The following is a 19,275-nucleotide window of genomic DNA, read 5'->3' as shown; positions in this document are numbered from 1 at the left end:
TTATTTATCCGTCTGCCGCGCCAAGGGCGGCAGATATCCACCAACCTACCCCACACCCCTTGGCGGTGTACCGAAAAGAGAATATATGACTATGGAAAATTTTGCCCAGCTGCTTGAAGAAAGCTTTACCCTGCAAGAAATGAACCCGGGTGAAGTGATTACTGCCGAAGTAGTCGGCATCGATCAAAACTTCGTTACCGTAAACGCAGGTCTGAAATCAGAATCTCTGATTGACGTTGCCGAATTCAAAAACGCTCAGGGCGAGATTGAAGTTAAAGTTGGCGATTTCGTTACCGTTACCATCGAATCTGTTGAAAACGGCTTCGGCGAAACCAAACTGTCCCGCGAAAAAGCCAAACGCGCTGCCGACTGGATCGCTTTGGAAGAAGCGATGGAAAACGGCGACATCCTGTCCGGCGTTATCAATGGCAAAGTCAAAGGCGGCCTGACCGTTATGATCAACAGCATCCGCGCATTCCTGCCGGGTTCTTTGGTTGACGTACGTCCTGTAAAAGACACTTCTCACTTCGAAGGTAAAGAAATTGAATTCAAAGTGATCAAACTGGACAAAAAACGCAACAACGTTGTTGTGTCCCGCCGCGCTGTTCTGGAAGCTACTTTGGGCGAAGAACGCAAAGCCTTGCTGGAAAACCTGCAAGAAGGTTCAGTTATCAAAGGTATCGTTAAAAACATTACCGATTACGGTGCATTCGTTGACTTGGGCGGCATCGACGGTCTGTTGCACATTACCGACTTGGCATGGCGCCGTGTGAAACACCCAAGCGAAGTTTTGGAAGTCGGCCAAGAAGTAGAAGCCAAAGTCCTGAAATTCGACCAAGACAAACAACGCGTTTCTCTGGGTATGAAACAACTGGGCGAAGATCCTTGGAGCGGCCTGACCCGCCGTTATCCGCAAGGCACCCGCCTGTTCGGTAAAGTATCCAACCTGACCGACTACGGTGCGTTCGTTGAAATCGAACAAGGCATCGAAGGCTTGGTACATGTTTCCGAAATGGATTGGACCAACAAAAACGTACACCCGAGCAAAGTTGTACAATTGGGTGACGAAGTTGAAGTAATGATCCTCGAAATCGATGAAAGTCGCCGCCGTATCTCTTTGGGTATGAAACAATGCCAAGCTAATCCTTGGGAAGAGTTTGCCGCCAATCACAACAAAGGCGACAAGATTTCCGGTGCCGTTAAATCCATTACTGATTTCGGTATCTTCGTTGGTCTGCCCGGCGGCATCGACGGCCTGGTTCACTTGTCTGACCTCTCTTGGACCGAAGCCGGAGAAGAAGCCGTACGCAAATACAAAAAAGGCGAAGAAGTTGAAGCCGTTGTATTGGCAATCGATGTTGAAAAAGAACGCATTTCCCTGGGTATCAAACAACTGGAAGGCGATCCGTTCGGCAACTTCATCAGCGTAAACGACAAAGGCTCTCTGGTTAAAGGTTCTGTAAAATCTGTTGACGCTAAAGGCGCAGTAGTTTCCCTGTCTGAAGAAGTTGAAGGTTACCTGCCTGCTTCCGAATTCGCCGCCGACCGCGTTGAAGACCTGACTACCAAACTGAAAGAAGGCGACGAAGTTGAAGCCGTTATCGTTACCGTTGACCGCAAAAACCGCAGCATCCGTCTGTCTGTAAAAGCGAAAGACGCTAAAGAAAACCGCGAAGCACTGAATTCAGTTAATGCTGCTGCAACTGCCAATGCCGGTACCACCAGCTTAGGCGACTTGTTGAAAGCCAAACTGTCCGGCGAACAAGAATAAGGTTGCAGACATGACAAAGTCTGAGTTAATGGTTCGTTTGGCAGAAGTGTTTGCCGCTAAAAACGGTACCCATCTTCTGGCAAAAGACGTAGAGTACAGCGTAAAAGTCTTGGTCGATACCATGACTCGATCGCTTGCTCGAGGTCAACGTATCGAAATCCGGGGATTCGGCAGCTTCGATTTGAACCATCGTCCTGCCCGTATCGGTCGTAACCCTAAAACTGGAGATCGAGTGGAAGTACCTGAAAAACATGTACCCCACTTCAAACCCGGTAAGGAATTACGTGAACGGGTTGACTTGGCTTTAAAAGAAAATGCCAACTAAACCTTAGCATCAAAACGCCGCCGCCACGCGGCGTTTTTCTTTAGGCCACATTTTAACAATCAGTTGACTTGAGCTAAGTATAAATAAGGAGCAGACCAATTATTTTTTGACTGAAAATCTATTCTATTAAATAAGGAAGAGTTTTGATATTCCGTTAATATCAACTTATGAGTTAAACGAAATTCTTTTTATCCGACAGGATAGGTTTCTATCTAAATGAAAAATCGTCTTATCCCCTGACCTGCAGTCAAAATCAACTGTTTGTTAGAACATAGCCACGTGATTTAACTTCATCTGCTTCTTCAATACTTTGGGTTAAACGACCAACCTGTTAAGATGTAGATTTTTTATAATTACTTACAATCTACTTTTTAAACAACAAATTGCTAATTTCTATTTCGAACAACACAAAATTTTGCTTATTACACTGAAACTAAGCCTTTTCAGGAATTTGCGGCAAATTCACAGCTTTTACCGAGCCTAACGCTTTAACTTTTTGATAAAATGCTAATTTGTATTCAAGCAAATCTAAATAGCGTTTTAATTCGGCAATTTGACACTTCACATTTTCTGTTTGATTTTTAACGTTCTTCAATGGTATCGTCGCCAATGATGGTACATTCCGCAAAGCGTTTGATGTCTTTTAAACTCATTCCTGTATTTTTCAAGCATTGCAATAAATTCAACCATTGCAAATCGTTATCGGTAAAACAACGATTACCGTATTCATCACGTCCGATATTAGGTAATAAGCCTTCTTTATCGTAAAAACGTAGGGTGTGTGCAGAGATACCTATTTTTTCGGCGGCTTTAGCAGTGATATAAGCCATTATTCTTCCCTCTAAACAAAAATGGTAAAAAACACTTGCCTTGGAGTGAACTCTAAAGTGTAAACTATTGGTATGTTGCTTAGGCAAGGCTATTTTGCCAATAAATTAAGAGGAAAAATAATGGAAATTAAACAAACCAATTCAACCATCAAATCTCGTGCGGCGGTGGCATTTTCCCCAAATCAACCCTTACAAATTGTGGAAATCGATGTAGAAATGCCGCGCAAAGGCGAGGTGTTAATCCGCAACACTCACACTGGCGTATGTCATACTGATGCGTTTACGTTATCAGGAAGCGATCCTGAAGGTGTGTTCCCTGTGGTGCTTGGACATGAAGGTGCGGGTGTGGTTGTTGCTGTGGGCGAAGGCGTGTTAAGCGTAAAACCAGGTGATCACGTCATTCCTCTTTACACCGCAGAATGTGGCGAATGTGAGTTTTGTCGTTCAGGTAAAACCAACTTATGCGTCTCAGTGCGTGATACACAAGGTAAAGGCTTAATGCCGGACGGCACGACGCGTTTTTCTTATCAAGGTCAGCCGATCTATCACTATATGGGCTGTTCGACTTTCAGTGAATACTCTGTTGTTGCAGAAGTTTCACTGGCGAAAATTAATCCAGAAGCAAACCACGAACAAGTATGTTTGCTCGGCTGCGGCGTTACCACAGGTATTGGTGCAGTGCATAACACAGCAAAAGTACAAGAAGGCGACTCTGTTGCGGTGTTTGGCTTGGGGACGATTGGTTTGGCGGTGGTGCAAGGTGCGCGTCAAGCCAAAGCGGGTCGCATTATTGCTATTGATACCAATCCTGCAAAATTCGAGTTGGCAAAACAGTTTGGTGCAACGGATTGTTTAAATCCGAACGATTACGATAAACCGATCAAAGATGTGCTGTTAGACATCAATAAATGGGGCATTGATCATACCTTTGAATGTATCGGTAACGTAAACGTAATGCGCCAGGCATTAGAAAGTGCACACCGTGGTTGGGGACAATCCATTATCATCGGTGTAGCGGGTGCAGGGCAAGAAATTTCAACTCGTCCATTCCAGTTGGTGACCGGTCGTGTTTGGAAAGGCACGGCGTTTGGCGGCGTGAAAGGCCGCTCTGAACTGCCTAAAATGGTGGAAGATTCAATGAAAGGCGATATCGAGTTAGAACCGTTTGTGACCCACACAATGACACTTGATCAAATCAATGAAGCCTTTGAGTTAATGCACGAAGGTAAATCGATCCGCACTGTTATTCATTACTAAGGTACGCGATGAAACTGATTGAACAACATCAAATTTTCGGCGGTTCGCAACAAGTTTGGGCACACTATGCCCAAACGCTTCAGTGCAAAATGAAATTTGCCGTCTATTTGCCGGATAATCTAGAGAATCGACCACTTGGTGTGATTTATTGGCTTTCCGGCCTAACGTGCACGGAACAAAATTTCATTACCAAATCAGGCTTTCAGCGTTACGCGGCAGAACATCAAGTGATTGTGGTTGCACCTGATACCAGCCCTCGCGGAGAGCAAGTGCCGAACGATGATGCTTACGATTTAGGGCAAGGTGCAGGCTTTTATTTGAATGCGACCGAGCAGCCTTGGGCGACGAATTATCAAATGTATGATTATATTTTGAATGAGTTGCCTGGCCTGATTGAGGAAAATTTTCCTACCAACGGCAAACGTTCCATTATGGGACATTCAATGGGCGGACACGGCGCATTGGTATTGGCACTGCGAAATCGGGAACGTTATCAAAGTGTTTCTGCCTTTTCGCCTATTTTGTCGCCAAGTCTTGTGCCTTGGGGAGAAAAAGCCTTTTCTGCCTATTTAGGAAAAGATCGCGAAAAATGGCAGCAATATGATGCCAACTCGCTCATCCAACAAGGCTATAAAGTGCAAGGTATGCGCATTGATCAGGGCTTGGAAGATGAGTTTTTGCCAACACAATTGTGTACCGAAGATTTTATCAGAACCTGTTGTGCGGCAAATCAACCGACCGATGTGCGCTTCCACAAAAACTACGATCATAGCTATTACTTCATTGCCAGTTTTATTGGTGATCATATTGCCTATCATGCGGCATTTTTGAAGTAAGCTAAAGAGCGGTCAGTTTTCAAAGCAGTTTGGGATAGCCGGCACGAGAGCGGTAAAAAGTGCCGGCAAAATGCCAACATAAACTTATGCCGTCTGAACCAGAAGGAGCTGGCTCTACGGATTACTGAACCCAGCCCTTCATTTGATTAGTCTGATTTTTGAGCTTAAACCTTGATTGGTCAAACACTAAAATCGCCCGTATTTCCTACCTCACTTTCAGGCTTTGTATCATTCATGATCAAATTTACATAAGCAGCCTGTTGTGTTTTCAGCTCTCCTCAAGCTGATGTTGGCGTGGCAGCCTCACGATTCACCATCTGTTTAATTTGTCCTTCTTCAATATTAAAACACAGCCTTAAACAAAAGGCATTTCGTTCAATGAATTGGTAATATCAACATCACATTGAAACACCATCTTTGCTTATACAAGCTCCTTGCACGCTTCATTATTCTTTTCCACGGAAAACGCCAAGTTTGAAGGAAATCATTTATAATACCGGCTGGTAAGCATTTTCTTTCTTAGCCACAAGAAGTATAACAAGGTTAAATATGAGCAATAGAGACCAACTTTTTAAAGCTCCTCCATTTGAAAACCACAGTCCGCTGACCTGGTATCAGGCTGCTTCCCAATCGCCTAATTTTATCCATGATCAGGCACAGGCAAACGCCATTGAATACCTCGACAGACTCTGGACCGAGCTGATGATGTTCAAACGCAAAAGAAACCGTTTTTTAGGTAGGAGTTTGCGTTCTCCGCAAGTCCCCAAAGGGCTTTATTTCTATGGCGGTGTCGGCCGGGGTAAAAGCTTTTTGATGGATGCTTTTTTCGGTTGTCTCCCTTACCGCCGCAAACGCCGCGTTCACTTTCATGCTTTTATGGCGGAAATCCACCAGCGCCTGAAAGTACTAAAGAGCGAAGCCAATCCGTTGAAATCCGTTGCCGCCGAGATTGCCACAGAAACCCGCGTATTGTGCTTTGACGAATTCCATGTAAGCGATATTGCAGACGCAATGATTTTAGGCCGTCTGCTGGAAAACCTACTAAACGAAGGTGTCGTTTTGGTGGCAACTTCAAACTACGCCCCTTCCGAACTCTACCCACAAGGTCAAAACCGAAGCAGTTTTCTTCCCACAATTGCACTCATCGAATCCAGCCTGACAGTCTTAAATGTTGACGGAGGGGAAGACTACCGACTGCGAACCCTTCGCCCTGCCGAGATTTTCTTTACTCCTGCCGATGAAGAAAATGAGGCGAAACTGGCAAAACTGTTCAAAGAAATGGCAGGTATTACCGATTTAAATCCCGGCATCAGCACTATCCACGGTCGGGAAATTCCCCACAAAGCCGAGTCCGGTCGCGCCATATGGTTTGATTTCCGCGCACTGTGCTTTGGCCCCCGTTCACAGTCCGACTATCTATATTTGGCAGAACATTATGAAATGGTTTTTCTCTCAGGTTTGGAAAAACTCTCTCCCCAAGAAAAGGCAGAAGCACGACGTCTGACTTGGCTGATTGATGTCCTTTATGATTTCCGAGTCAAACTGTGTGCCACCAGCGCGGTAGATGTCAACCATATCTATACAGAAGGTGATTTTGCCGAAGAATTTACCCGTACTGCCAGCCGGATGGTTGAAATGCAGTCCGAAGTTTATTTGGAACAACCTCACTTGACCTTATCCCCAAAGGATTAGGTTAGATAAATTTTTTTCTCGATAAAATAATACTGTCTCTAACTTTAATAAATAAAAAATAAGGATATAGCATGGCGATTGAACGCACCGTTTCCATTATCAAACCCGATGCCGTCGGCAAAAACGTTATCGGTAAAATATACAGCCGTTTTGAAGAAAACGGTTTGAAAATCGTTGCGGCCAAAATGAAACAACTTACCCTCAAAGAGGCTCAGGAATTCTATGCGATTCACAAAGAGCGTCCCTTCTATGCCAAATTGGTTGAATTTATGACCAGCGGTCCTGTAATGATTCAAATTTTGGAAGGGGAAAATGCCGTTCTGAAAAACCGGGAGCTGATGGGGGCAACCAATCCTGCCGAAGCAGCCGAAGGTACGATACGGGCAGATTTTGCCACCTCTGTCAGTATTAACGCCGTACACGGTTCTGACAGTACGGAAAACGCCGCCTTGGAAATTGCCTACTTCTTCAGCCAAACCGAAATTTGCCCACGTTAATATAATACACCTACACAGACCCATTATCAGACGGCATGAAACCTGTCCATGCCGTCTGAAAGTTCTGTTACAAAGGCTTTCAATCAAATTTGTCGAACCGGCCATTTTGTGAAAAGCCTAATTTAAGAAATATAACCACATGAAAACCAATCTGCTCAACTACGACCTCCAAGGGCTGACCCGGCACTTTGCCGATATGGGCGAAAAACCTTTCCGCGCCAAACAAGTTATGCGTTGGATACACCAATCCGGAGCGCAAAATTTTGATGAAATGACCGACTTGGCAAAATCGTTGCGCTATAAATTAAATGAACAGGCAAGCATCGATATTCCTAAGCTCATGATGTCGCAAGAATCTTCAGACGGCACCCGCAAATGGCTTTTAGATGTCGGAACGGGAAACGGAGTAGAAACCGTCTTTATCCCCGAATCCGAACGCGGCACACTCTGCATTTCCTCTCAGGTCGGCTGCGCGTTGGAATGCACATTTTGTTCGACCGGCAGACAAGGTTTCAACCGCAATCTGAGTGCAGCCGAGATTATCGGCCAATTGTGGTGGGCAAACAAAGCCATGGGGGTTACTCCGAAAAATGAGCGCGTAATTTCCAACGTCGTTATGATGGGTATGGGCGAGCCAATGGCAAATTTTGAAAATGTCGTTACCGCCTTGAGTATCATGTTAGATGATCATGGCTATGGTCTAAGCCGCCGCCGCGTAACGGTTTCCACCTCAGGTATGGTTCCCCAGATGGATAAACTGCGTGATACCATGCCTGTAGCTTTGGCTGTTTCTCTCCATGCTTCTAATGACGAAGTCCGTAACAAAATCGTACCGCTAAATAAAAAATACCCGCTGAAAGAATTAATGGCAGCATGCCAGCGCTATTTAGTCAAAGCACCCAGGGATTTTATTACTTTCGAGTATGTGATGCTGAACGGTGTCAACGATAAGGCACAACATGCATACGAACTTATTGAACTGGTCAAAGATGTTCCCTGCAAATTCAATTTAATCCCGTTTAATCCTTTCCCTAATTCGGGATATGAACGTTCAAGTAACGAAAACATCCGTATTTTCAGAGATATCCTGCAACAAGCCGGATTTGTCGTTACCGTTCGAAAAACTCGTGGCGACGATATCGATGCCGCTTGCGGACAATTAGCAGGCCAGGTTCAGGATAAAACACGCCGTCAGCAAAAATGGCAACAGATTTTAATCGAACAACGGGGGGAATTATGATGCCCTTTCATATATCCAAAAAATTGTTCTTCTTAGCTGCGCTTGCTCTAAGCGCATGCAGCACCTCTTATCAACCCTCAAGCGCAGAAAAAGCCAATCAGGTTTCCAACATTAAAACCCAATTGGCCATGGAGTATATGCGCGGGCAAGACTACCGCCAGGCAACGGCAAGTATTGAAGATGCACTGAAAACAGACAGCAAAAACGAACTTGCCTGGCTTGTCCGTGCCGAAATCTATCAATATCTGAAAGTAAATGATAAAGCTCAGGAGAGTTTCCTGCACGCACTCTCCCTAAAACCCGACAACGCTGAAATCAATAATAACTACGGCTGGTTCTTATGCGGCACGCTCAACCGGCCTGCAGAAGCGATGCCCCACTTTGATAAAGCATTGGCAGATCCTACCTACCCGACTCCGTTTGTTGCCAATTTGAATAAAGGCATATGCAGTGCAAAACAAGGGCAGCTTGGATTGGCAGAAGCCTACTTAGAACGTTCACTTGCCGCACAGCCGCAGTTTCCTCCTGCATTTAAAGAGCTGGCACGTACTAAAATGCTTGCCGGCCAATTGAATGATGCGGACTATTATTTTAAAAAATACCAAAGTAAGGTTGAAGTCCTACAGGCGGATGATTTGCTGCTTGGTTGGAAAATTGCCAAATCTCTCGGAAACTCACAGGCAGCATACGAATATGAAGCACAGTTGCAGGCAAACTTCCCTTACTCAGAAGAATTACAGACTGTTATCACAGGTCAATAAACAGATTCGAACCTTATGAACACACTCCAACGACGTAAGACACACCAAGTCCATATCGATCACATCATTGTTGGTTCAGAAGCACCCGTCATCATCCAATCTATGACCAATACCGACACCGCAGATGCCCAAGCCACTGCATTGCAGGTCAAAGAATTAAGCGATGCAGGTTCAGAAATGGTGCGTATTACTGTTAACAGTCCCGAAGCAGCATCTAAAGTTGCAGAAATCCGCCAGCGCTTAGACGATATGGGCTATCCCACCCCCCTTATTGGTGATTTCCATTTCAACGGTGAACGCCTTTTGGCCGAATTTCCCGATTGCGGCAAAGCCCTGTCTAAATACCGCATCAATCCCGGCAATGTCGGTAAAGGTGCAAAAGGCGATGAAAAGTTTGCCTTTATGATTCGGACGGCTGCAGAAAACAACAAAGCTGTCCGCATCGGCGTAAACTGGGGTTCTTTGGATCAAAGCCTTGCCAAGCGCATGATGGATGCCAATCAGGCATCTGCCTCTCCAAAACCTCCTCAGGAAATTATGAAAGAAGCCCTGATTGTTTCCGCCTTGGAGTCTGCCGAAAAAGCCGTTCGGCTAGGATTACCCGAAGACAAAATTATCCTTTCGTGTAAAGTCAGCTCTGTCCAGGATCTGATTCAAGTCTATCGTGAATTGGGTAGGCGCTGCGCCTATCCCCTGCATTTGGGATTAACCGAAGCAGGGATGGGCAGCAAAGGCATTGTAGCATCTACGGCAGCCCTTTCCGTCTTATTGCAGGAAGGAATCGGGGATACAATCCGCATTTCACTGACTCCGGAACCGGGAAGTTCTCGAACACAGGAAGTTATCGTCGGACAAGAAATTTTACAGACCATGGGGCTGCGTTCATTTACACCTATGGTAACTGCCTGTCCAGGCTGCGGGCGTACAACCAGTACCGTATTTCAAGAGCTGGCACAAGATGTTCAAAATTACCTGCGCCAAAAAATGTCTATATGGCGTAACCTTTATCCCGGGGTTGAATCCCTGAACGTTGCCGTAATGGGCTGCGTTGTCAATGGGCCCGGAGAAAGCAAATTGGCCGACATCGGAATCAGCCTTCCCGGTACAGGGGAAACACCCGTCGCACCTGTTTATGTAGATGGGGAGCGCAAAATAACACTGAAAGGTGATAATATTGCAACTGAATTCCTAGCTATTGTAGAGGAATATGTTAAAACCAATTATGGCGAAAACAGTTCTAAACGCAATAAAGGAAAAGTCATCCCGATACAGTCTCTATAAAATAAATGCCGTCTGAACATTTCAGACGGCATTTATTTTCTCTCCCAATTAATCAAAGCTGTAAAGAAGCACGGTTCTCCAAGATTTGATCAATCAGACCATATTCTTTAGCCTCTTCAGCGGACATGAAGTTGTCGCGGTCAGTGTCGCGTTCCAAATCTGCCAAGTCTCGGCCACAGTGTTTGGCCATCAGGCGATTGAGTTTTTCTTTGATTTTCAACAGTTCGCGTGCGTGAATCTCAATATCAGATGCCTGACCGCCCAAACCGCCGCTGATTAAAGGCTGGTGAATCATGATACGGCTGTTGGGCAAGGCGAAACGTTTGCCTTTCTCGCCTGCCGACAGCAGGAATGCACCCATGCTTGCCGCTTGCCCCAAGCACAAAGTAGAGACATTAGGTTTGATGAAATTCATAGTATCGTAAATCGACATACCTGCCGTTACCGAACCGCCGGGCGAATTGATGTAAAAGAAAATATCTTTGTCAGGATTTTCACTTTCCAAAAACAACAGCTGGGCGACCACCAAATTGGCAGACTCATCAGTTACTGGACCGACTAAAAATACGATGCGTTCTTTTAAAAGACGCGAGTAAATATCAAATGCACGCTCACCACGACCGCTTTGTTCGATAACGGTAGGAACGAGGTAATTATTGAAATCGAAGGACATTCTTGTCTCCTGTCAATGTTACGAAAGCACCAAAGGGATGCTTTGGTGCTTTCAAGTTGTCTGTTTCAGACAAACCTTTGAAGATGATTAGGCTTGTGCGCCCATCACTTCATCAAAAGACAAAGCTTTTTCGGTTACTTTGGCTTTGCCCAAAACGAAATCAACAACGTTGCTTTCTACTGCCAAAGAAGTCGGGCCTTGCAAGCGGGAAGGCTCTGCGTAGTACCAGTCAATCACTTCTTGAGGATCTTCGTAGCTTTCTGCGAAGTTGGCAACAACGGCTTTGATTTGCTCTTCAGTCGGTTCCAGTTTGTTTTCATCAACCAGTTTGGCCAGAATCAGACCTAAAGATACGCGGCGTTCGGCTTGTTCTTTGAACATATCCAAAGGCAGATCCAAGTTGGCAGCATCAGCCATGCCTTGGTTAACAAAATTTTGTTTCATTTCGTTTGCCAAGCGTGCGGCTTCTTCATTTACCAAAGCAACAGGTGCTTTCAGCTCTACGGCTTTGAGCAGCGCGTTCATGACAGATTCTTTGGTTTGTTCGTTTACGCGGCGTTCCACTTCGCGACCGACGTTTTTCTTCACTTCTTCGCGCATTTTGGCAACGTCGCCGTCGGCAATACCCAATGCTTTAGCAAAATCAGAATCAACTTCAGGCAAAGTAGCTTCAGATACGTTGTTCAATGTGATGGTGAAGACAGCGGATTTACCGGCAACGTCTTTACCGTGGTAGTCTTCGGGGAAATTGACGGTAACGTCTTTGCTTTCGCCTGCTTTCATACCGACTACGCCGGCTTCAAATTCAGGCAACATTTGCCCTGCACCCAATACAAAGGCGTAGTTTTTGGATGCGCCGCCTGCGAAAGGTTCGCCGTCGATTTTGCCTTCGAAGTCGATGATGACACGGTCGCCGTTTTGGGCTTCGCGTTCAACATGGTTGAAGCGGGTACGTTGTTTGCGCAGGATTTCTACGGTTTGGTCCACTTCGGCATCACCGACGGAAGCGGTTACTTTTTCAACTTCTTGTGCAGACAAATCGCCGATAACGACTTCAGGGAATACTTCGAAAATCGCAGCAATTTTCAGGGATTCTTTATCATCTTGTTCTTCAACGCCTTCGAAACGCGGATAGCCGGCAACTTTCAATTCTTGGGCAACGGCAACATCGTAGAAGCGGCGTTGAACCATCTCATTGATGACATCATTTTGAGCGCTTGCACCGTACATTTGGGCAATCATTTTTAAAGGTGCTTTACCCGGGCGGAAACCGTCGATTTTTGCACGGCGCTGGGTTTGTTTCAGTTTTTTATCGGTTTCTGCGTTGATTTCGGACCAAGGCAGAGACAGCACTACTTTGCGTTCCAGATTTTCTAAAGTTTCAACAGTTACGCTCATCATAAGCCCTTAAATTTGTTGTGTTAATAAAATAGCTAGCCCCTTTCCGACATTGGACGGTAAGCGGCAAAACGGTACCGGCAATACAAATAATTGCCCTACCTTCTCCGTAAAGGGAACATCTTAACTTGGAAGTATATCACAATATGTTTTCGCAAACATAATATGCCGTCCGAAAACGTCAAATCAGCCACCCAGACTTCTTAATCCCAATGTGAAACTAAAAATGTTCTTTGTGTGCCAAAATCTTACGGCTGCCATTCATATCGGCAGGGGAAACGACACCTGCATTTTCGAGTGCCTCCATCAGGTTTGCTGCGCGGTTATAGCCGATGCGCAACTGACGTTGCAGGGAAGAGATGGAAGTTTTTTTGCTTTCCAAAATGTAGGCAACGGCTTGGTCAAACAATTCGTCGCTTCCCGCATTCGGATTGACGATATTAGTGGTTTCCAGTGCGGCTTCCCCGCTGAGCAAACCTTCGACATAGTCAGCGGGAGCTTGGGATTTGACATAGTTGACGACTTGATGCACTTCGTTGTCTGAAACAAACGCCCCTTGCAGTCGGGTTGGCTCGGCGCTGCCCGGTTGTAGGAACAGTGAATCACCATATTTCAACAGCTCGTCCGCACCCATCTGATCAAGAATGGTGCGGCTGTCGATTTTGCTTTGTACGGTAAACGCCATACGCGTCGGGATGTTCGCCTTAATCAAGCCGGTGACGACATCGACGCTCGGACGTTGGGTCGCGACAATCATGTGAATACCTGCCGCACGCGCTTTTTGGGCAAGGCGTGCGATTTGCTGCTCGACGGATTTACGTTCGGTCATCATCAGGTCTGCCAACTCGTCGATAACGACCACAATCAATGGTAATTTTTCCAAAGGTTCCGGATTATCCGGAGACAGGCTGAAAGGATTCAACAGCGGCTTACCGGCCGCTTTAGCAGCCTCGACTTTTTGATTGAAGCCCTCCAAGTTGCGCACACCTGCATGCGAGAGCAGGCGGTACCGTTTTTCCATTTCGGCGACGCACCAGTTCAACGCCTGCCCCGCTTCACGCATATCGGTAACGACCGGGCAAAGCAGGTGCGGAATGCCGTCGTAAATACTCAATTCGAGCATTTTCGGATCAATCATGATGAAGCGGACTTCTTCCGGCGTAGCTTTGAAAAGCATGGACATAATCATGCCGTTCACGCCGACGGACTTGCCCGAACCGGTCATACCGGCGACCAAAAGGTGCGGCATTTTCGCCAAGTCGCCGACGACGGGCGTACCGGCGATGTCTTTGCCCAATGCAACGGTCAGTTTGGATTTGGCTTCGGTAAACACGGGTGAAGACAAGATTTCGCTCAACATCACGTCTTGGCGTTTATCGTTGGGCAACTCGATGCCCATCGTGTTTTTGCCTGCGATGGTTTCTACGATACGTACGGATTGCAGCGACATGGAACGCGCCAAATCTTTAGATAAAGCAACGATTTGGCTGCCTTTTATGCCTTGCGCGGGTTCAATTTCATAACGCGTAATTACAGGGCCGGAAGTGGCAGAAACGACTTGCACGCCGATGCCGAATTCTGCCAGCTTGGATTCAATCAGTTCGGCAGTGCGCTCCAATTCGGCAGGATTGATGCTGACCGGCTCGCTATCGGGAAGGCGCAACAAATTCAACGCAGGCTTGTGATATTCTCCATTGCTCTGGACTTCGTTATCTTCAAACAGCGAAGCTTGGATTTTAGGCGGCGGTGCAACAGAGACTGCTACAGATTTGCGGTTGCTGGTACTGCCTTCGAGTGAGATAACGGGCTTGGCGGTAATATTTTTAGCCTCTTTTACCATACGGCGGGTGTTTAGGGTATCGACACTGTCTTTTTTGGTATTAGGACGGCGTTTTCCCAGTGATGATATTTTTCTACCCGATACAGCCAGACAATTTTGAATCGTCCTGCTTGTACCGTTCAACACTTCCAACCATGAAACCTGTACCAGCAAAGACACTGATAACAAAAAAACAACCAAAATAATCAAGAGGCTGCCCGATTTTCCCAATAACCATGCAAATATAGCGCCGACACGTATACCTACCATACCACCCGCACCGACCGGCAAGGATTCACCGTATTTTCCGCCCAGCACAAAATATTCCAAAACAGGGCTGAATACCGTCAAGATAAAAAGTGCGGCGACGGCGATTTTGTGGTTGTACGAACCGGGTAGCGCCGGTTTGGCATGCAGACGGAAATTTTTATACAACATCACGCAGGCAGCAACTATCCACCACCAGAACGACCAGCCGAAAAGATAATAACCGACATCGGCAATGTATGCTCCGAACAAACCTCCCCAATTGGCGGCATCTTCCACAACCGGCGAACTGCGCGACCAAGACGGATCCCCCATATCGAAACTAATCAGGGAAATCGTCAGATACAGGGTTGCCGCCAAGCCCATCAGCCACAATGCGTCGGCGATTAGATTGACAACATGTTCGGGACGTGCCTTCTTTGCTTCGGTTTTTTGCAATTCTTTAGCAGCTTTAAGCTGTTCGGAAACCTTATTGCCCCTCACCCCGTTGTCTTTCTTGCGGGAAGAATTTTGAGACTGGTTTGCCGCCCTGCCTTTTGTGATTTTCTTATTGGATTTTTCTGTCATGCCGTATTACCGGAAAATGCCGTCTGAAAACACCGGACGGCTTGCGGATTAAATATGAAATGTCGGATTATACTCCATTTCGCCCATTTTCATGCCCCTGTGGGCCGCTGCCGCATACCGGAACTTATACTTGATGCGCAAAATATGTATTTTTACGCAGGATTACGGCAAACCAGTATAATCCGTGCCGTTTGAACTGACTGAAAGAAGATAGTATGAACCAATTGAAACTTGCCGTTTCCGGTGCTCAGATTTTATTCGTTGCATTCGGCGCAATGGTGCTGGTTCCCCTGCTGACGGGACTGAACCCGGCACTTGCTCTTTTAGGGGCAGGTATAGGAACCTTATTGTTCCAAATTACCACCAAACGCAAAGTGCCTATTTTTCTAGGATCTTCTTTTGCGTTTATCGCGCCGATTATCTACGCTATCGGTGAATGGGGTCTGCCCTCCACCATGTTCGGATTGTTTGCTGCGGGATTTATGTATTTTGTATTTGCCGCACTAATCCGCTGGCGCGGACTTGCTGCCGTTCATAGGCTGCTGCCGCCGGTCGTCATCGGTCCGGTCATTATGGTTATCGGCTTGTCGGTCGCTGTAGCGGCAAGCAGTATGGCAATGGGACAGGCAGACGGAAAACAGGTCATCGACTATACCGATTCCCTGATTCTTTCCGGCTTTACCTTTGCCGTTACCGCCATCGTATCGGTTTTCGGCAGCAGGATGATGAAGCTGATCCCTATTTTAATCGGCGTTGCCTCCGGTTATGCCCTTGCACTGCTGATGGGGCTGGTCGACACGGCCAGCATGACATATGCACCTTGGTTTGCCGTCCCGCATTTTGAAACACCACAAGTCAACTGGCAGGCTGCTCTGTTTATGTTGCCGGTCGCAATTGCCCCGGCCATCGAACACATCGGCGGCATCATGGCAATCGGCAATGTAACGGGAAAAGACTACACAAAAGACCCCGGCTTGGACAAAACCCTTACAGGCGATGGTTTGGGCGTATGCATTGCCGGCTTAATCGGCGGCCCACCGGTTACAACTTATGGGGAAGTAACGGGTGCTGTGATGATTACTAAAAACAGCAACCCCGTCATTATGACCTGGGCTGCAGTTTTTGCCATTTGTATGGCATTCTTCGGCAAATTCAATGCATTCTTGGCCTCCATCCCGATGCCTGTTATGGGCGGCATCATGCTGCTGCTTTTCGGTACGATTGCCTCTTTGGGCATCAAAACCCTGATTGATGCCAAAGTCGATTTGATGCTGCCGAAAAACTTGGTTATCGTCAGCTCGGTACTGACGACGGGTATCGGTGGTATGACGCTCAAACTGGGCAGCTTCAGCTTTGCCGGGGTCGGTTTGTGCGCCGTACTTGCTATTGTACTGAACCGCCTGCTCCCCGACTCCAAAGAGAGCTGATTGACGATATAAATGCCGTCTGAACATTCTTCAGACGGCATTCTGTTTACTTCAAATGCTGGATTAAAGAACTGACCGTTCCGCCATAATAGGCAGACGATGTGCAATAAACCGTCTCCAAACTGCACTGCCCCTGCGCACCATATTTTTTGATACACTGGTTGAGGGCAATCTGATGGACACTAGTAAAGCGTGGCGAAGTAATCACAACAGCATTACCGGTACGCACTCCGCCCTCTGCTTTCGGATACGCCAATGCAACGCAAGTATTTTTCAACGGCACAACAGAACGACATCCAGTTGCTTGATCTTCACCTATCCCCGCAAGCGTATCCTGCCCTTTGCAAAAAGCCTCCAACTCGGCAAGCGATTCATTTTGTGTCGAATCCTCTTTAGTGGTTTTAATCTGCAAAATGTCGTTCTCATCCTGCGGATTCTGCCAAACAGCGAGATACCCGTAAGTATCGGCAGCCTGTGCCGACGCAATAATCAGGCAGAGTGCAGATACTGCCAATATTTTTTTTATCATGATAGATTCCTGACGGTTCGTCCATGTCCTACCTCATTATAAACAAAAAACAGGATAATTCCCGCCTTATCGTTTTATTCCTCTAGAAAAATTACGCTGTGAAGCATCGGCAACCCGCTTTGACAACACAAATTAACGCATCACCAACCTTTGCCGAATAAACAATCTATTAAGACGACAATTGCGCGCAAACCTTCCAACGCACGAAAAAGCTGTATTTTACAATGTACCCTGCGGCATACGTTTATGAATGGGGAAATTATTTTAATATCATCACTCCTTTCCAATCATCCAATCACCGCTGCCAAGCATCAACAAAATAAATACCTTCCCAACAGTTATATCTTACAGGGCGTATTGTTCGATAACTGTTTGGGTTATAATCTCCCTATCGATTTTCCGTGTCCGAAAGATACTTTATCTATGGAAACCCAGCCAAACACCTCCCAACGTTCTCTGCGTCAAAACAGTATCTACCTCCTGCCCAACTCCTTTACCGTTGCCGCACTATTTTCCGCCTTTTACGCTATTACCCAATCTATGCACGGACACTACGAAACAGCCGCTATTGCTGTTTTTATCTCCATGCTGCTGGACGGCATGGACGGACGTGTGGCACGGCTGACCAACAGCCAGAGCGCATTCGGAGAACAACTTGACAGCCTTGCAGACATGGTCAGCTTTGGTGTCGCCCCGGCCCTGATTGCCTACAAATGGCAACTTTGGCAATTCGGGAAAATCGGTTATTCCGTTGCATTTATCTACTGCGCCTGCGCCGCCCTGCGCCTGGCACTTTTCAACACGCTTATCGGAAAAATCGATAAACGCTGGTTTATCGGTGTTCCCAGTCCGACAGCGGCCGCACTGATTGTCGGGCTGATTTGGGTCAACCACAGCGTTGAAAAATTCCCCGCCGTCCACTGGTGGGCGTTAGGCATCACACTGTTTGCCGGTCTGTCGATGATTGTACAGATTCCGTTTTGGAGCTTTAAGGAAATCAATATCCGCAGACAAGTCCCCTTCGTCGGCATGCTGATTGCCGTTTTGCTGCTGCTGCTGATTACTTGGGAGCCGTCGCTTGTCCTCTTCCTGTTCTTCTTCGGATACAGCCTCTCCGGCTACATTATGGCGGCACGCCGCTTTTTGAAAAAACGTAGAAAGGCCGATTGAATGTGGCATTGGGAAATTATCCTGCTCCTGCTTTTCGTGGGCAGTGCGTCAGGTTTTATTGCAGGTCTGTTCGGTGTCGGGGGCGGCGCACTGATTGTTCCTGTCGTTTTATGGGTACTCGGTTACCAAGGATTGGCTCAGCATCCCTATGCCCAACACCTCGCTGTCGGAACATCCTTTGCCGTTATGGTCTTTACTTCCTTCTCCAGTATGTTGGGACAGCACAAAAAACAGGCGGTTGACTGGAAAACGGTATTCATGATGATGCCGGGCATGATATTCGGCGTATTCTTGGGTTCGCTCTCCGCAAAATATATCCCCACATTCTGGCTTCAAATTTTCTTTATCCTATTTTTTACAGCCGTCGCATTCAGAACATTGCATACCGGTCATCAGACCGCATCGCATCCCCTGCCAAAACTGCCGGGACTGACTGCTGTTTCCACATTATTCGGCACAATGTCAAGCTGGGTTGGCATAGGAGGCGGCTCACTTTCTGTCCCTTTCTTAATCCGCTGCGGATTTCCCACCCACAAAGCCATCGGTACATCATCCGGCCTCTCCTGGCCAATTGCGTTGGCAGGTGCGGTATCTTATCTTTTAAACGGCCTGAAAGTTGGGGGGCTGCCTGAAGGCTCGCTGGGCTTCCTCTATCTGCCCGCTATCGGCGTACTCAGTGTGGCAACCATTACCTTTGCCCCCTTGGGCGTCAAAGCTGCCCACAAACTCTCTTCCGCCAAACTAAAAAAATCCTTCGGCATCATGCTGCTTCTGATTGCTGGGAAAATGCTGTACAACCTGTTTTAAGACACAATGCCCCCTCTTATTTCAAGCCCTTCCCTCCTATAATGGAAATGTAAGCATTCACGTGAAAATATACCCGATATACAAACAATCAAAACAAATGCCGTCTGAAATATTTTCAGACGGCATTT

16 protein-coding genes and 1 pseudogene are annotated in these 19,275 nt (G+C 46.7%); 12 read left to right on the top strand and 5 right to left on the bottom strand.

What is annotated here, in order from left to right; all coding sequences use genetic code 11:
* Nucleotides 1-85 precede the first annotated feature (85 nt).
* On the top strand, nt 86-1,771 hold the full coding sequence (gene rpsA, locus BBW69_RS02860; RefSeq protein ID WP_003675204.1) for a 30S ribosomal protein S1: 1,686 nt from the start codon (nt 86-88) through the stop codon (nt 1,769-1,771).
* A gap of 10 nt (nt 1,772-1,781) precedes the next feature.
* Nucleotides 1,782-2,096, top strand: coding sequence for an integration host factor subunit beta (locus BBW69_RS02855; protein WP_003675203.1), 315 nt, complete (start codon nt 1,782-1,784; stop codon nt 2,094-2,096).
* 433 nt (nt 2,097-2,529) lie between these two features.
* Here the strand turns inward: BBW69_RS02855 and BBW69_RS02850 are convergent.
* A pseudogene (locus BBW69_RS02850) lies at nt 2,530-2,926 on the bottom strand (MerR family transcriptional regulator).
* A gap of 147 nt (nt 2,927-3,073) precedes the next feature.
* Here BBW69_RS02850 and BBW69_RS02845 point away from each other — a divergent pair.
* The 7 genes from BBW69_RS02845 (at nt 3,074) to ispG (ending at nt 10,490) form a co-directional block, all read left to right on the top strand.
* Nucleotides 3,074-4,183, top strand: coding sequence for an S-(hydroxymethyl)glutathione dehydrogenase/class III alcohol dehydrogenase (locus BBW69_RS02845; protein ID WP_308019378.1), 1,110 nt, complete (start codon nt 3,074-3,076; stop codon nt 4,181-4,183).
* An 8-nt stretch (nt 4,184-4,191) separates the two neighbouring features.
* Entirely contained in the window at nt 4,192-5,019 is an 828-nt protein-coding gene (gene fghA, locus BBW69_RS02840; RefSeq protein WP_188210347.1) for an S-formylglutathione hydrolase, read from the top strand.
* Nucleotides 5,020-5,568: 549 nt separating this feature from the next.
* Nucleotides 5,569-6,711, top strand: a complete 1,143-nt coding sequence (gene zapE, locus BBW69_RS02835) for a cell division protein ZapE (protein ID WP_188210346.1) — start codon at nt 5,569-5,571, stop codon at nt 6,709-6,711.
* Between the two features lie 71 nt (nt 6,712-6,782).
* Nucleotides 6,783-7,208, top strand: coding sequence for a nucleoside-diphosphate kinase (gene ndk / locus BBW69_RS02830; protein ID WP_107859949.1), 426 nt, complete (start codon nt 6,783-6,785; stop codon nt 7,206-7,208).
* A gap of 139 nt (nt 7,209-7,347) precedes the next feature.
* The gene (gene rlmN, locus BBW69_RS02825; RefSeq protein WP_188210345.1) at nt 7,348-8,448 is read left to right on the top strand and encodes a 23S rRNA (adenine(2503)-C(2))-methyltransferase RlmN; all 1,101 of its coding nucleotides are present in this window, start codon (nt 7,348-7,350) and stop codon (nt 8,446-8,448) included.
* The gene (pilW, locus tag BBW69_RS02820; RefSeq protein ID WP_039853971.1) at nt 8,448-9,209 is read left to right on the top strand and encodes a type IV pilus biogenesis/stability protein PilW; all 762 of its coding nucleotides are present in this window, start codon (nt 8,448-8,450) and stop codon (nt 9,207-9,209) included. Before rlmN ends, pilW begins: the two co-directional genes overlap by 1 nt.
* 15 nt (nt 9,210-9,224) lie before the next feature.
* The gene (ispG, locus tag BBW69_RS02815) at nt 9,225-10,490 is read left to right on the top strand and encodes a flavodoxin-dependent (E)-4-hydroxy-3-methylbut-2-enyl-diphosphate synthase (RefSeq protein ID WP_107859947.1); all 1,266 of its coding nucleotides are present in this window, start codon (nt 9,225-9,227) and stop codon (nt 10,488-10,490) included.
* Between the two features lie 52 nt (nt 10,491-10,542).
* On the opposite strand, the gene clpP is transcribed toward ispG, so the two are convergent.
* From clpP to BBW69_RS02800, 3 genes are all read right to left on the bottom strand, one after another.
* Nucleotides 10,543-11,163: an ATP-dependent Clp endopeptidase proteolytic subunit ClpP gene (clpP, locus tag BBW69_RS02810; RefSeq protein WP_107859946.1), complete on the bottom strand. Its 621-nt coding sequence runs from the start codon at nt 11,161-11,163 to the stop codon at nt 10,543-10,545.
* Nucleotides 11,164-11,250: 87 nt separating this feature from the next.
* Nucleotides 11,251-12,561, bottom strand: coding sequence for a trigger factor (tig, locus tag BBW69_RS02805; RefSeq protein ID WP_188210469.1), 1,311 nt, complete (start codon nt 12,559-12,561; stop codon nt 11,251-11,253).
* A 220-nt stretch (nt 12,562-12,781) separates the two neighbouring features.
* On the bottom strand, nt 12,782-15,214 hold the full coding sequence (locus BBW69_RS02800) for a DNA translocase FtsK (protein ID WP_188210344.1): 2,433 nt from the start codon (nt 15,212-15,214) through the stop codon (nt 12,782-12,784).
* Nucleotides 15,215-15,429: 215 nt separating this feature from the next.
* Between BBW69_RS02800 and BBW69_RS02795 the strand changes: the two genes are divergently transcribed.
* On the top strand, nt 15,430-16,641 hold the full coding sequence (locus tag BBW69_RS02795) for a uracil-xanthine permease family protein (RefSeq protein ID WP_188210343.1): 1,212 nt from the start codon (nt 15,430-15,432) through the stop codon (nt 16,639-16,641).
* A 46-nt stretch (nt 16,642-16,687) separates the two neighbouring features.
* On the opposite strand, the gene BBW69_RS02790 is transcribed toward BBW69_RS02795, so the two are convergent.
* Nucleotides 16,688-17,170, bottom strand: a complete 483-nt coding sequence (locus BBW69_RS02790) for a DUF4189 domain-containing protein (protein WP_107960388.1) — start codon at nt 17,168-17,170, stop codon at nt 16,688-16,690.
* A 423-nt stretch (nt 17,171-17,593) separates the two neighbouring features.
* Here BBW69_RS02790 and pssA point away from each other — a divergent pair, with 423 nt between their 5' ends.
* Complete coding sequence (gene pssA / locus BBW69_RS02785) at nt 17,594-18,340, top strand: CDP-diacylglycerol--serine O-phosphatidyltransferase (protein WP_188210342.1); 747 nt, start codon at nt 17,594-17,596, stop codon at nt 18,338-18,340.
* On the top strand, nt 18,341-19,147 hold the full coding sequence (locus BBW69_RS02780) for a sulfite exporter TauE/SafE family protein (protein ID WP_111727054.1): 807 nt from the start codon (nt 18,341-18,343) through the stop codon (nt 19,145-19,147).
* The last annotated feature ends 128 nt before the right edge of the window (nt 19,148-19,275 follow it).

This window comes from Neisseria sp. RH3002v2f (assembly GCF_014596375.1).
Taxonomy (GTDB): Bacteria; Pseudomonadota; Gammaproteobacteria; order Burkholderiales; family Neisseriaceae; genus Neisseria; species Neisseria cinerea.
This window is presented reverse-complemented; position numbering and strand designations above follow the sequence as displayed.

What these genes read in the sequence shown, in the direction of transcription:
- rpsA (WP_003675204.1), top strand. Translation starts at nt 86, where the DNA reads ATGACTATGGAAAATTTTGCCCAGCTGCTTGAAGAAAGCTTTACCCTG.
- BBW69_RS02855 (WP_003675203.1), top strand. Translation starts at nt 1,782, where the DNA reads ATGACAAAGTCTGAGTTAATGGTTCGTTTGGCAGAAGTGTTTGCCGCT.
- fghA (WP_188210347.1), top strand. Translation starts at nt 4,192, where the DNA reads ATGAAACTGATTGAACAACATCAAATTTTCGGCGGTTCGCAACAAGTT.
- zapE (WP_188210346.1), top strand. Translation starts at nt 5,569, where the DNA reads ATGAGCAATAGAGACCAACTTTTTAAAGCTCCTCCATTTGAAAACCAC.
- ndk (WP_107859949.1), top strand. Translation starts at nt 6,783, where the DNA reads ATGGCGATTGAACGCACCGTTTCCATTATCAAACCCGATGCCGTCGGC.
- rlmN (WP_188210345.1), top strand. Translation starts at nt 7,348, where the DNA reads ATGAAAACCAATCTGCTCAACTACGACCTCCAAGGGCTGACCCGGCAC.
- pilW (WP_039853971.1), top strand. Translation starts at nt 8,448, where the DNA reads ATGCCCTTTCATATATCCAAAAAATTGTTCTTCTTAGCTGCGCTTGCT.
- ispG (WP_107859947.1), top strand. Translation starts at nt 9,225, where the DNA reads ATGAACACACTCCAACGACGTAAGACACACCAAGTCCATATCGATCAC.
- clpP (WP_107859946.1), bottom strand. Translation starts at nt 11,163, where the DNA reads ATGTCCTTCGATTTCAATAATTACCTCGTTCCTACCGTTATCGAACAA.
- tig (WP_188210469.1), bottom strand. Translation starts at nt 12,561, where the DNA reads ATGAGCGTAACTGTTGAAACTTTAGAAAATCTGGAACGCAAAGTAGTG.
- BBW69_RS02800 (WP_188210344.1), bottom strand. Translation starts at nt 15,214, where the DNA reads ATGACAGAAAAATCCAATAAGAAAATCACAAAAGGCAGGGCGGCAAAC.
- BBW69_RS02795 (WP_188210343.1), top strand. Translation starts at nt 15,430, where the DNA reads ATGAACCAATTGAAACTTGCCGTTTCCGGTGCTCAGATTTTATTCGTT.
- BBW69_RS02790 (WP_107960388.1), bottom strand. Translation starts at nt 17,170, where the DNA reads ATGATAAAAAAAATATTGGCAGTATCTGCACTCTGCCTGATTATTGCG.
- pssA (WP_188210342.1), top strand. Translation starts at nt 17,594, where the DNA reads ATGGAAACCCAGCCAAACACCTCCCAACGTTCTCTGCGTCAAAACAGT.
- BBW69_RS02780 (WP_111727054.1), top strand. Translation starts at nt 18,341, where the DNA reads ATGTGGCATTGGGAAATTATCCTGCTCCTGCTTTTCGTGGGCAGTGCG.